The sequence below is a fragment of the Micromonospora sp. WMMA1923 genome (assembly GCF_049179195.1).
GTDB lineage: Bacteria > Actinomycetota > Actinomycetes > Mycobacteriales > Micromonosporaceae > Micromonospora > Micromonospora yangpuensis.
The window spans coordinates 2522238-2534741 of record NZ_JBMHLZ010000001.1 but is presented as its reverse complement, the minus strand read 5'-3'; the positions used below and the strand labels follow the sequence as shown (position 1 = coordinate 2534741).

Below are 12504 nucleotides of genomic sequence, written 5' to 3'. Positions count from 1 at the left end.
TTGGTGGCGTGAGCGAGGAACACACCGAGACGGGCACGGGTTGGCCGGTGCCGCCGGCGTGGCCGGCGCCGGCCACGCCGGCGGATCCCCGGCCGGACTCCGAGGACCCGGACGAGCTGAGTCCGTTGGCGCCGCGCGAGCCGGCGCCGCGGCCGGAGGCCGAGCCGGCCGATCCGCCGCGGCCGGCCGAGCCACCGCCGGCCACCGACGACAGCGCGGCCACGACGGTGGTGCTGCCGCCGCCGGTGGCGCCGTCGCGGCGGTTGTCCTCGGCCGGGGTGGTGATCGCGGTGCTGCTGGCGTTGCTGGGCTTCACCCTGGTGGTGCAGTTGAAGACGACCTCGACGGATCCGTCGTTGTCGGCGGCCCGGCAGGAGGACCTGGTGCGGATCCTGTCGGACCTGGACCAGCGGGAGAGCCGGCTGCGGCAGGACATCGCCGCGTTGGAGGACAGCCAACGGCAGTTGACCTCGGGCGTGGAGGGCAGGCAGGCGGCGTTGGAGGAGGCCCGGCGGCGCGCCGACGAGCTGGGGATCCTGGCGGGTACGTTACCGGCGAAGGGCCCGGGGTTGTCGGTGCGGTTCGAGTCGGTGGCCGGCCCGGTGGAGGCGTTTCGGATCCTGGACGCGGTGCAGGAGCTTCGGGGCGCCGGGGCCGAGGCGATGCAGATCTCCGGTGCCGGTGGCGCCGGGGTGCGGGTGATCGCCTCCACGTACTTCCTCGATGCCTCCGGTGGTGGTCTGGTGGTGGACGGCCGGCGGTTGTCGGGGCCGTTGACGATCCTGGTGATCGGTGATCCGGACACGATGCGCACGGCGTTGCGGATTCCCGGCGGGGTGGTCTCGGCGGTGGAGCGGGCCGGCGGTAACGTGATCGTCGAGGAGCGTGAGGTTGTCGAGGTGTCGGCGCTGCACGATCCGATCGAGCTGGAGCACGCCCGTCCGGTCACCTGACCGGCGCGGCTGGCGCCGGGTGACCGGTGCACTGATGGATGAGGACGCGTCTGGTGATTCCTGAACAGCTGCGTTACACCGCCGAGCACGAGTGGGTGGCTGGTGATGACGCCGGGACGGTGCGGATCGGTATCACCCATTTCGCGCAGGATGCCCTTGGGGACATCGTGTACGTCCAGCTGCCCGACGAGGGCGCGGTGGTCGCCGCCGGTGAGTCGCTGGGTGAGATCGAGTCGACCAAGAGCGTGTCGGAGATCTACGCGCCGGTGGGCGGTAGGGTGACGGCGCGCAACGTCGCGTTGGCCGACACCCCTGAGGTGATCAACACCGATCCGTACGGTGCGGGTTGGCTGGTGGAGATCGCGTGTGACGATCCGGCGGTGGTGCGGACCCTGCTGACCGCTCACGCCTACCGCGAGCTTACGGAGAACTGAGTTGCCGGCCGGTCGTGGTGGGGCTTGTCTCCGCGCGTCCGGTTGCCCTGCATTTCGGCGCTGGCTAGGCTCGCCCAGTCGACCGAGAACCCAATAGTTGAGCGTTGTGGAATTGCCTTCCCTGGCACGGGGAGCCAGCCGCCGGGTGTGTGACTGCCCGGCGGCCAGACCCGCCACCACCCGACGCCGACCGATCAAGATCCGTGAGGTGGTCCCATGACGCGGCCAGACGACGAGTTCCCCCCACTCGACGTCACTTCGACGCTCAATCTCGGCTCGCTCGACGAAGTGCTGGAGGGCCCGGACACCGATGTGGTGCCGAGCCGGATGTCCGGTTCGTTGCCGCCGGGAATGGCGTTGCTGGTGGTACGGCGCGGTCCGAACGCCGGCGCCCGGTTCCTGCTCGACCACGACGTGACGACCAGCGGTCGGCACCCCGACAGCGACATCTTCCTCGACGACGTGACGGTGTCGCGGCGGCACGCGGAGTTCCACCGCGACGGTGGCACGTTCACGGTGCGGGACGTGGGTAGCCTGAACGGCACGTACGTCAATCGCGAGCGGGTGGAGGCAGCGACGTTGAGCAATGGTGACGAGGTGCAGATCGGCAAGTTCCGGGTGGTGTTCATCGCCGGTCCGCGTCCGGAGGAGGAGGCCGGCCGGGGGTGAACGAGCCTGCGGCTTCCATTGCGCCGGGAGCGGCCCGGTCACACCCGCTGATGAGCATCGGCGAGGTGCTGGCCCAGCTGCGGGTGGAGTTCCCGGACATCACCATCTCGAAGTTGCGGTTCCTGGAGGCCGAGGGGCTGGTGGAGCCGGAACGGACGGCTTCGGGTTACCGCAAGTACAGCTGGGACGATGTGGCGCGGCTGCGGTTCGTGTTGACCGCGCAGCGCGACCAGTACCTGCCGTTGCGGGTGATCCGTGAGCAGTTGACGCAGTGGGACGCCTCGGCCGACGGTCCGGGTCCGCCGCGCCCGACGTTGGTGGCGGTGGGCCCGGACGGTGCGGTGCCGGGTCGGCCGGCCGTCGAGGCGCCGGCGGAGTCGTCGCAGGTGCGGATGGGTCGGGTGGACCTGGTCGCGCGTAGTGGGATCAACGAGTCGACGTTGGGCGAGTTGGAGCGGCTCGGGGTGCTGGTGTCCGATCCGCCGGGCTGGTACGACGGCGACGCGTTGATCATCGCCCGGGCGGTGGCGGGGCTGGCCGAGTACGGCATCCAGCCGCGTCACCTGCGCGGGTACCGTACGGCCGCGGACCGGGAGGTCGGGTTGTTCGCCCAGCTGGTGGCGCCGTTGGCGCGCCAGAGCGATCCGGCGGCGCGGGCGCGGGCGGCGGAGACGGCCCGTGAGCTGGTGACGTTGTCGCAGCAGTTGCACGCGGCGTTGGTGCGGGTGGGGTTACGGTCGACGTTGGGCCGCTGAGTGCCGTCGGCTCGTGCGCGGTGATCTGTCCCGGCACGCGTGTCGTAGGCTTGCCGGGGTAACCCTTCGCCGATGCGGCGGGCGGCGGTGGCGGCGCGTTGCCCGGCCGGTTCGCGGCCCGTGTACCGTTCAGGCGAAGGGCGGGGCGGGCGTAGGTGACAACGACACGGAGGCGGCGGTGCGCGAGCTGAGCGTGGTCGGAGTTCGGGTGGAGCTGCCCAGCAACCAGCCGATCGTCCTGCTCAGGGAGGTCGAGGGCGACCGTTATCTGCCGATCTGGATCGGTGCGGTCGAGGCCACCGCGATCGCCTACGAGCAGCAGGGCGTCAAGCCGGCACGGCCGTTGACGCACGACCTGCTGCGGGACGTGTTGGCGGCGCTGGAGGCGCCGTTGCGGGCGGTGGAGATCACCGAGCTGAAGGAGAGCGTCTTCTACGCGGATCTGCTGCTGGGTGACGGGGTGCGGGTGTCCGCGCGGCCCAGTGACTCGATCGCGTTGGCGTTGCGGGTGGGGGCGCCGATTCGTTGTGCCGAGCAGGTCCTCAGCGAGGCGGGGATCGTCATCCCGGACGAGCAGGAGGACGAGGTGGAGAAGTTCCGCGAGTTCCTGGAGCAGGTGAGTCCGGAGGACTTCGCGGGTTGAGTCCGCTCCCGGTCCGACCGGCCCCCGGCGCGGGGGTCCGGTCGTCTGTCGGCGACCGGGGAGTGTCGCTGCGCGGCGTGTCGCGCCGGTTTCTCCACGGTAACTCTTCAAGGTCGCTATAGGGTTGCCGTGTCGAGGGGTGCGCGTGCGTGGAAACGGCGTGTCACCGCACTGGCGGGGAGGGTGGCCGGATGCATGAGCCGCATGATTCCGATCCGGGTGGTCCGCAAGGGGCCCCGGGTGTGGTGCCGGTGGACGGGCTGGCTGACGGTGACGGTTCGGTGGGCTACCGGGGTGTGACGGCGTGTCACGCGGTGGGCATCAGCTACCGGCAGTTGGACTACTGGGCGCGTACGGCGTTGGTGGTGCCGAGTGTGCGCGACGCCTCCGGCTCGGGAACGTCCCGGCTGTACTCGTTCCGCGACCTGGTGGTGTTGAAGGTCGTGAAACGGCTGCTGGACGCGGGGGTGTCCCTGCAGAACATCCGCAAGGCGATCGAGGCCCTGCGCTCGCGTGGGGTGGCCGACCTGGCCGGGATCACGTTGATCTCCGACGGCACGACGGTGTACGAGTGCCGCTCGACCGAGGAGGTCGTCGACCTGCTGCAGGGCGGCCAGGGAGTCTTCGGCATCGCCATCGGCGGGGCGTTCAAGGAGATCCAGGGCTCGTTGTCGCACCTGCCGGCGGAGCCCGCCGCGACCGGTGATCCGGAGCCGGTGGTGTCGCAGCCGGCCGGTGACGAGCTGGCCGCGCGCCGGGCCCGACGTCGAGCGGGCTAGACACCACCGGCGGCGGTGACCGTCGGTCATGGTCGCCGGCCACGTCGGGTCCGGCCGGCGGGACCGGCCCGCGCCGCGGTTCGCGCCGCTGGCCGCCGGTGACTTCTGCCCATCTGGTCCATCCGCAGTGGATGATGTCTCACCCGCGGCAGGCCTCCCTGAGCAGCCACAATCACCGAGGGTGAGGATGCTGTCGGGAACCCGATAGGGCGGCGATGGCCGGAAAGGATCGACACGCTATGGTCCGACGACGGTCCGCTGTGGCCCGTTCGTCGACGGCGACGGGTGGACCGGGCAGGATCCCCTCCTCCGGAAGGAACCACCGTGACGGTTACCGAAGAGACCACCCCCACGTCGCACTACGAACGCATCGGCGGCGCCGCCTCGGTCAAGGCCGCCGTGGACCTGTTCTACGACCGGGTGCTGGCCGACCCCGAGGTGGCCGGATACTTCACCGACGTGAACATGACCGGTCAGCGGCGACACCTGGCGGCGATGCTGACGGTGGTGCTCGGCGGACCCAACGAGTACACCGGCCGTGACCTGGCCCAGGCCCACCAGCCGCTGGGCATCACCGAGGCGCAGTACGCCACCGTCGGCGGGCACCTGACGGCGACGCTGACGCAGCTGGGCGTGCCGGCGGACACGCTGGCGTACGTGGCGGACGTGCTGGCCCAGGTACAGGACCAGGTGGTGGCCACCGGGACCCGACCGGGCGTCTGAGCGGTGGACCCGGCGGCACTCAAACAGAGTTGGAACCTGGTCGCCGCCCACGGCGACCAGGTTCCGTTGTACTTCTACTCGACGTTGTTCCTGGCCCACCCCGAAACCCGGCAGATGTTCCCGACCAACATGGCCGGGCAACGCGATCGTCTGGTCGGCGCGTTGGGGCACATCGTGTCCCACGTCGACCAGGTCGACCACCTGGTCGGTTTCCTGCGGGAACTGGGCGCCGACCACCGCAAGTTCGCGGTACGCGCCGAGCACTACCCGGCCGTCGGTGAGGCGCTGCTGGCCACGCTGCGGCACTTCCTGGCCGAGCGGTGGACCGAGGACCTGGCCCGGGACTGGTCCGCGGCGTACACCCTGATCGCCAAGGTGATGACCGAGGCGGCGCAGGCGGCCGAGGCGCAGACCCCACCATGGTGGGTGGCCGAGATCGTCGCCCACGAGCGGCGGGCCTTCGACGTGGCGGTGCTGACCGTCCGCCCGCAGTACCTGCTGCCGTTCGCGGCGGGCCAGTCGGTCGGAGTGTCACATCCGGCGGTGCGGTCGTGGCGGTACTACTCACCGGCCAACGCCCCCCGCGCCGACGGCACCCTGGAGTTCCACGTCCGGGCCGCACCCGGCGGTGCGGTGTCGTCGCGACTGGTGTACGGCTGCGCCGTGGGCGACCAGCTGCACCTGGCCGCACCGGTGGGGCAGCGCCTGACCCTGTGGTCGGCCGGCTCGTCGGACCTGCTGCTGCTGGCCGCCGGCACCGGATGGGCGCCGGTGAAAGCCCTGGTGGAACAGGTCGCGGCCGAGGACACCGGCCGGCAGGTGGCGTTGTACGTGGGCGCCCGCTCGGCCAGCGAGTTCTACGACGCCGACGGCATCGACAAGTTGGCGGCGTCCTGCCCGTGGCTGTCGGTCACCCAGGTGGTGGCCGCCGACGCCCGCCGCCCGGGTGAGTTCACCCACGCGGTGGACCGGGCCCTGGCCGACGCCGACTGGCGGTCCCGGCAGGTGTTCGTCTGCGGCGCCGACGCGATGGTGTCGCACGCGGTGTCGACGTTGACCCGGGCGGGCTACCACGAATCCCAGGTCCACCACGAAGGCCTCGGCACCCAGTGGTACGGCCCGACGTGGCGGATCGCGCAGGCAGGCTCCGTCCCCGACAGTTCCGGAGGTGCGCGGTGAGTGCGACCCCAATCGGCAGCTACGACGGGGTGCAGGTGTCCGGTGGCGTGCAGGTACGGATGACCTCCGACCGGGTACGCCGGTGGGAGTTCGGCTCGGCGTCGTTCACCCGACGCGGCTACGACCACACCGACGTGGACCGCTTCCGCATGCAGGTGGCCGACGAACTGGACCTGCTGTCCACGCAGATCGCGAACCTGCGCGCCGAGAACGAACGCCTCAACGACCACGTCGAGCTGCACCGGCACGGGGTGATCCCCAGCGCGGGCGCGGCGAAACCACCGGCGGCCAAGGAGGTCAACCTGCTCTCGGCGGCCCAACGCGAGGCCGAGCAGATCATCGCCCAGGCCCACGACTACGCCCGCCGGGTCGCCGAGTACGCCCGCACCCAGTACGAGGCGTACCTGCAGGCCGCCGCCGAGGAGGCCAAGGCCGAGGCGCAGCGGGCGGTGCAGGAGTACCGCAGCTCGGCCGGGGCGGGCTTCGACGACCAGGTGGCCACCCGGGAGGCGCTGCGGATCTTCGGCGAGATGATGATGTCGCACATGCAGGCCGCGGCACGCCACCTCGACGACGGCAGCCAGCAGCTGGCCCGCACGATGGACCGGCTGCACCAGCAGTCGACGCCGGTGGCGTCGGTGGGCACGACGACCCCGCCGGCCCTGCCGCGCCACCAGCAACGGTGAACCCACCCCGGTCACCGCCCGTGGTGACCGGGGTACCGCCGACGGTGCGTGAGGCACCATGGACGGGTGGAACGGACCTTCGAGGCGGTGATCCGGCTGCTGGCAGCCGGTGAGGTGGTGGTGCTCAGCGGCGCGGGCCTGTCCACCGACTCCGGCATCCCCGACTACCGGGGACCCGGCGCGGTGGCCCGGCGGCACACCCCGATGACGTACCAGACGTTCCGCGGTGACCCCGCGGCCCGACAACGCTACTGGGCGCGCAGCCACCTGGGTTGGCACCTGATGACCCGGGCCAGGCCGAACGCCGGACACCGGGCGGTGGCCCGGCTGCAACACGCCGGCCTGGTCCCGGTGGTGCTCACCCAGAACGTCGACGGCCTGCACACCGCCGCCGGCAGCGACCCGGTGGTGGAGCTGCACGGCCGCCTCGACCAGGTGGTCTGCCTGGCCTGCGGCCGGCGGGGCAGCCGCGCCCAGCTGCACCGGCGGCTACTCGCGGCCAACCCCGGCTTCACCGCCGCCGACGCGGCGGTCAACCCCGACGGTGACGTGGATCTCCCCGACGAACAGGTGGCCACGTTCCGCACCGTCGACTGCGCGGACTGCGGCAGCGGGCCACTCAAACCGGACGTGGTGTTCTTCGGCGAGACCGTGCCACCGGCCCGGGTGGCCCACTGCACGGCCCTGGTCGAGCGGGCCCACGCCGTGCTGGTGCTCGGCTCGTCGTTGACGGTGCTCTCCGGCCGCCGATTCGTCATCCAGGCCGCGAAACAGGACATTCCGGTGGTGATCGTCAACCAGGGGCCGACCCGCGGCGACCGATACGCCCGGCACATCCTGAACGCCCCGCTGGGCACCGTCCTGCCGGCCCTGACCGACCGGCTCACCACCGGCGTCGCCGCCGACCCGGCACCCACCCCCGCAACCGTGTGACAGCCGGCGGTGGGGGAGCACCGGCACCGGCCACCACGGCGCTGGTAGCGTTGACCATGCCGGTACCACCCACGGGGGAGAGACCGCCCGAGAAACACCGGCGGCGCCGAAGGGGCATATCCTCCCCGGAACCTCTCAGGCAAAAGGACCTCGTGGGCAGGCACTGTGGAACACCAGCGCAGCCCGCGGCGGTGTGACTCAGGGGGAGGCCGACGTGTCGACCTCACCCGCTGGGAGCGCAACCCATGTCCGTAGAGCAGTTCGCCGACCGGCACATCGGCCCCGACCCCGACGCCGAAGCCCGCATGCTGGAAGCCGTCGGCTACGCCACCGTCGATGACCTGATGGACGCCGCCATCCCCGAGACCATCCGCTGGCACGGCCAACTCGACCTGCCCCCCGCGGCCAGCGAAGCCGAGGCCACCGCCGAACTACGGGCCCTGGCCGCCGACAACACCGTCGCGGTGTCGATGATCGGCCTGGGCTACCACGGCACCCACACCCCGGCGGTGATCCGCCGCAACGTGCTGGAGAACCCCGCCTGGTACACCGCCTACACCCCCTACCAGCCGGAGATCAGCCAGGGCCGGCTGGAGGCACTGCTGAACTTCCAGACCATGGTCGCCGACCTGACCGGCCTGACCACCGCCAACGCCTCCATGCTCGACGAGGGCACCGCCGCGGCCGAGGCGATGACCCTGGCCCGGCGGGCCTCGACCAACCGCAGCCCGGTGTACGTCGTCGACGCCGACACCCTGCCGCAGACCATCGCCGTCATCACCAGCCGCGCCGCCCCCCTGGGCATCCAGGTACGCGTGCTCGACCTCGACACCGAGGCCCTGCCGGCGGACTACTTCGGCCTGCACCTGCAGTACCCGGGAGCAAGCGGCGCGGTCCGCGACCACCAGAAGCTGGTCGACGCCGCCCACACCGGCGGCGCACTGGTGTGCGTGGCCGCCGACCTGCTGGCGTTGACGCTGCTGCGCCCCCCGGGTGAGATCGGCGCGGACATCGCCGCTGGCACCACCCAACGCTTCGGCGTGCCGATGGGATTCGGCGGACCACACGCCGGCTACCTGGCGGTCCGCGCCGGCCTGGAACGGATGCTGCCCGGCCGGCTGGTCGGCCTGTCCCGCGACGCCGCCGGTGACCCTGCCTACCGGCTGGCGTTGCAGACCCGCGAACAGCACATCCGACGGGAGAAGGCCACCAGCAACATCTGCACCGCACAGGTGCTGCTGGCCGTGGTCGCCGGCATGTACGCCGTCTACCACGGCCCGGACGGCCTACGGGCCATCGCCCGGCACACCCACACCACGGCCACCCGCCTGGCCGCCGGCCTACGTGCCCTCGACGGCGTCCACGTCGTCCACCACGAGTTCTTCGACACCGTACTGGCCCGGGTACCCGGGCGGGCCGAGGCCGTGGTCACCGCCGCCGCCGACCACGGCGTCAACCTGCGGCTGGTCGACGCCGACCACGTCGGGATCGCCTGCGACGAGACCACCACCGACGCGCACCTGCGTCAGGTGTGGCGGGCCTTCGCCGACACCACCGGCACCACCGGTGTCGCCGACCTTCCCGACGCCCCACCCACCGCCCTGCCGGCGACGCTGCTACGCACCAGCGACTTCCTCACCCACCCCGTCTTCGGCGCCCACCACAGCGAGACGGCCATGCTGCGCTACCTGCGCCGACTGGCCGACCTCGACTTCGCCCTGGACCGCGGCATGATCCCGCTGGGCTCGTGCACCATGAAACTCAACGCCACCACCGAGATGGAACCGATCAGCTGGCCCGCGTTCGCCGACGTGCACCCCTTCGCGCCGGCCCACCAGACCACCGGCTACCAGCGGCTCATCGCCCAACTGGAAGGCTGGCTGGCCGAGGTCACCGGCTACGACGCGGTAAGCGTGCAACCCAACGCCGGCTCCCAGGGGGAGTTGGCCGGCCTACTGGCCATCCGCGCCTACCACGTCCAACGCGGCCACGGCCACCGCGACGTGTGCCTCATCCCGTCGTCGGCCCACGGCACCAACGCCGCGTCGGCGGTGATGGCCGGCATGCGGGTGGTCGTGGTCGGCTGCGACACCGACGGCAACGTCGACCTGACCGACCTCGACACCAAGATCGACACCCACCGGGACGCCCTCGCCGCGATCATGGTCACCTACCCGTCCACCCACGGCGTGTACGAACCCGGCATCGCCGCCCTCTGCGCCAAGGTCCACGACGCCGGCGGACAGGTCTACGTCGACGGCGCCAACCTCAACGCCCTACTCGGCTACGCCCGACCGGGCCACTTCGGCGCCGACGTGTCCCACCTCAACCTGCACAAGACCTTCTGCATCCCACACGGCGGCGGCGGACCCGGCGTCGGACCCGTCGCCGTACGCGCCCACCTCGCCCCGTACCTACCCGGCGACCCCACCGGCGACCACGGCACCGACCGGCCGGCGATCTCCGCGGCCCGGCACGGATCAGCGGGCATCCTGCCCATCCCGTGGGCGTACCTGCGGATGATGGGCCCCACCGGCCTGACCCGCGCCACCGCCGTGGCCGTCCTGGCCGCCAACTACGTCGCCACCCGCCTACGCGCCCACTACCCGGTGCTCTACACCGGCAACAAGGGCCTGGTCGCCCACGAATGCGTCCTGGACCTGCGGCCGCTGACCAAAACCACCGGAATCACCGTCGACGACGTGGCCAAACGCCTCATGGACTACGGCTTCCACGCCCCCACCATGTCGTTCCCGGTCGCCGGCACCCTCATGGTCGAACCCACCGAAAGCGAAAACCTCGGCGAACTGGACCGCTTCTGCGACGCCATGATCGCCATCCGCGCCGAAATCGACCAGGTCGCCACCGGCGGATGGCCAGCCCAGGACAACCCCCTACGCAACGCCCCCCACACCGCCGCCATGGTCACCGCCGACCACTGGCCACACCCCTACCCACGGTCCGTCGGCGCCTACCCCGACGGCGTGGACCCCAAGAACAAGTACTGGCCACCGGTACGCCGCATCGACGGCGCCTACGGTGACCGGAACCTCGTCTGCTCCTGCCCGTCACCCCAGGCCTACGAGGACTGACGTACGCTGCGCCGCAGGACACCACGATCCGTCGGGCCGCCCCGGGCGGGGAGCACGACCGAAACGGACCACGTCACACCACGATCACCGACAGTGACCGGTCAGGCGACCAGAGCATGTCGGGCCGGGCCACGGTGCGGGGCGATGGAACTGCCGTCAGGCAACAACTCGCCGGTGTCCTCGAAGAGAATGACGCCGTTGCAGAGCAGACTCCAGCCCTGCTCGGGAAAACAGGCGATGACCCGCGCGGCCTCCCGGTCGGTGGCGTCAGCGGAGGGGCAGGTGGTTTGGTGCTGGCACATCGGGTTCTCCGGACTGTGGGGGCACTGTGTCATGGTTCACATGACCAGTGACGCACAGTACCAAGCCCCCGCGCGCCGTATCGACCGGCTTCCGCCGTGGCGCCACCGAAATCCACTGAACGGACGAGGAAGGTCGGGCCGACTGGCGTGGAAACGCTCCCACAGCGATTGATTGACGTCCCCGCCGCACCGGTGAACTGCCGCCACCGGCTCACCGAACACACCCGCTGGCAATGGCACCTACACGACGGCGGCAACCCCGCCGGAGACCTCGAAACCTTCCTCGCCGCCCACGACCTACCCCTACACGACCTCACCCGCCCCACCACCACCCACCACCACACCCGCCGCACCTGCGGCGCCGCCCTCTACGTCTCCGCCGCCGCCGGCGCCCACCTCGCCCACGCACCCACCGGCGCACCCACCCCCATACCCGCACTACCCGACATCGTCGCCATCGTCTACCACCACACCGACACCCCCACCCCACCCACCAACCCCACCACCCGCCGCCCCTGGACCCTCGGCGACTGGACACCCAGCTGGACCCCCACCACCCACGCCCACGCCATCGACACCGTCCGCACCGCCATCAGCCACGGCACCGTCTACCAGACCAACCTCGTCGGCCACGCCAGCGCCCCCTACACCGGCGACCCCCTACCCGCCCTCACCCGCCTCGGCGCCCTACCCGGCGCCCGCTACGGCGGCACCCTCACCGGCCCCGGCTGGGCCCTCGGCTGCGCCTCCCCGGAAACCCTCATCGAAATCACCGGCACCCGCCTCACCACCCGACCCATCAAAGGCACCCGACCCGCCACCCCCACCGGCCGCCACGACCTCCTCACCTCCACCAAAGAACGCGCCGAACACATCATGATCGTCGACCTCGAACGCAACGACCTCGCCCGCGTCGCCCGCACCGGCACCGTCACCGTCGACGACCTCTACGCCATCCGCCGCTGGTGCAACCTCTGGCAAGCCGAATCCACCATCTCCGCCACCCTCGCCGACGGCCTCGGCCTCGCCGACCTCCTCCGCGCCATCTGCCCCGGCGGATCCGTCACCGGCGCACCCAAACACGCCGCCCTCCACCAGATCGCCACCCTCGAACCCGTCGGCCGCGGCGCCAGCATGGGCGCCCTCGGCTGGATCACCCCCGGCCACCTCGACCTCGGCCTCACCATCCGCACCGCCGCCGCCGACACCCACCGCCTCCACCTCTGGGCCGGCGGCGGCATCACCTGGCACAGCGACCCCACCGCCGAAGTCGCCGAAGCCGCCGCCAAAGCCGCACCCCTACGCGCCACCCTCACCACCGCCTGACCCCACCACCACGCCGGCGATACCCTCCCA

13 protein-coding genes and 1 riboswitch are annotated in these 12504 nt (G+C 71.4%); of the genes, 12 read left to right on the top strand and 1 reads right to left on the bottom strand.

Going from position 1 to position 12504, the window contains the following annotated elements; all coding sequences use genetic code 11:
• Positions 1-8: 8 nt before the first annotated feature.
• From ACN28G_RS11345 to gcvP, 11 genes are all read left to right on the top strand, one after another.
• Positions 9-953: a DUF881 domain-containing protein gene (locus tag ACN28G_RS11345; protein ID WP_421479077.1), complete on the top strand. Its 945-nt coding sequence runs from the start codon at positions 9-11 to the stop codon at positions 951-953.
• Positions 954-1006: 53 nt separating this feature from the next.
• Positions 1007-1387 carry a glycine cleavage system protein GcvH gene (gcvH, locus tag ACN28G_RS11340; RefSeq protein ID WP_421479076.1) on the top strand — a complete coding sequence of 127 codons (381 nt, stop codon included), beginning with the start codon at positions 1007-1009 and terminating at the stop codon, positions 1385-1387.
• Between the two features lie 216 nt (positions 1388-1603).
• Complete coding sequence (gene odhI, locus ACN28G_RS11335) at positions 1604-2056, top strand: oxoglutarate dehydrogenase inhibitor Odhl (protein WP_007071101.1); 453 nt, start codon at positions 1604-1606, stop codon at positions 2054-2056.
• A 50-nt stretch (positions 2057-2106) separates the two neighbouring features.
• Positions 2107-2811 carry a MerR family transcriptional regulator gene (locus ACN28G_RS11330; RefSeq protein WP_421479075.1) on the top strand — a complete coding sequence of 235 codons (705 nt, stop codon included), beginning with the start codon at positions 2107-2109 and terminating at the stop codon, positions 2809-2811.
• Positions 2812-2989: 178 nt separating this feature from the next.
• Positions 2990-3454 carry a bifunctional nuclease family protein gene (locus ACN28G_RS11325; RefSeq protein WP_091438447.1) on the top strand — a complete coding sequence of 155 codons (465 nt, stop codon included), beginning with the start codon at positions 2990-2992 and terminating at the stop codon, positions 3452-3454.
• A gap of 191 nt (positions 3455-3645) precedes the next feature.
• Positions 3646-4233 (top strand): MerR family transcriptional regulator, encoded by a 588-nt coding sequence (locus ACN28G_RS11320; RefSeq protein ID WP_175440550.1) that lies wholly within the window; start codon positions 3646-3648, stop codon positions 4231-4233.
• A gap of 324 nt (positions 4234-4557) precedes the next feature.
• Entirely contained in the window at positions 4558-4956 is a 399-nt protein-coding gene (locus ACN28G_RS11315) for a group I truncated hemoglobin (RefSeq protein WP_091438441.1), read from the top strand.
• Between the two features lie 3 nt (positions 4957-4959).
• Entirely contained in the window at positions 4960-6135 is a 1176-nt protein-coding gene (locus ACN28G_RS11310; RefSeq protein ID WP_091438438.1) for a globin domain-containing protein, read from the top strand.
• A complete protein-coding gene (locus ACN28G_RS11305; RefSeq protein ID WP_091438435.1) occupies positions 6132-6821 on the top strand; it encodes a DivIVA domain-containing protein in 690 nt (229 codons plus the stop codon). Before ACN28G_RS11310 ends, ACN28G_RS11305 begins: the two co-directional genes overlap by 4 nt.
• Before the next feature lie 66 nt (positions 6822-6887).
• Positions 6888-7754 carry an NAD-dependent protein deacetylase gene (locus ACN28G_RS11300; RefSeq protein ID WP_421479074.1) on the top strand — a complete coding sequence of 289 codons (867 nt, stop codon included), beginning with the start codon at positions 6888-6890 and terminating at the stop codon, positions 7752-7754.
• A 64-nt stretch (positions 7755-7818) separates the two neighbouring features.
• A riboswitch (glycine riboswitch) is annotated at positions 7819-7915 on the top strand.
• 84 nt (positions 7916-7999) lie between these two features.
• Complete coding sequence (gene gcvP / locus ACN28G_RS11295) at positions 8000-10846, top strand: aminomethyl-transferring glycine dehydrogenase (protein WP_421479073.1); 2847 nt, start codon at positions 8000-8002, stop codon at positions 10844-10846.
• 101 nt (positions 10847-10947) lie between these two features.
• On the opposite strand, the gene ACN28G_RS11290 is transcribed toward gcvP, so the two are convergent.
• Positions 10948-11148, bottom strand: a complete 201-nt coding sequence (locus tag ACN28G_RS11290; RefSeq protein WP_091438428.1) for a DUF5999 family protein — start codon at positions 11146-11148, stop codon at positions 10948-10950.
• 168 nt (positions 11149-11316) lie between these two features.
• On the opposite strand from ACN28G_RS11290, the gene ACN28G_RS11285 reads away from it, so the two are divergent.
• Complete coding sequence (locus ACN28G_RS11285; RefSeq protein ID WP_421479072.1) at positions 11317-12474, top strand: chorismate-binding protein; 1158 nt, start codon at positions 11317-11319, stop codon at positions 12472-12474.
• Positions 12475-12504 lie beyond the last annotated feature (30 nt).

Coding starts and splice junctions, on each gene's coding strand:
- gcvP (WP_421479073.1), top strand. CDS start 8,000: ATGTCCGTAGAGCAGTTCGCCGACCGGCACATCGGCCCCGACCCCGAC.
- ACN28G_RS11320 (WP_175440550.1), top strand. CDS start 3,646: ATGCATGAGCCGCATGATTCCGATCCGGGTGGTCCGCAAGGGGCCCCG.
- ACN28G_RS11330 (WP_421479075.1), top strand. CDS start 2,107: ATGAGCATCGGCGAGGTGCTGGCCCAGCTGCGGGTGGAGTTCCCGGAC.
- ACN28G_RS11290 (WP_091438428.1), bottom strand. CDS start 11,148: ATGTGCCAGCACCAAACCACCTGCCCCTCCGCTGACGCCACCGACCGG.
- odhI (WP_007071101.1), top strand. CDS start 1,604: ATGACGCGGCCAGACGACGAGTTCCCCCCACTCGACGTCACTTCGACG.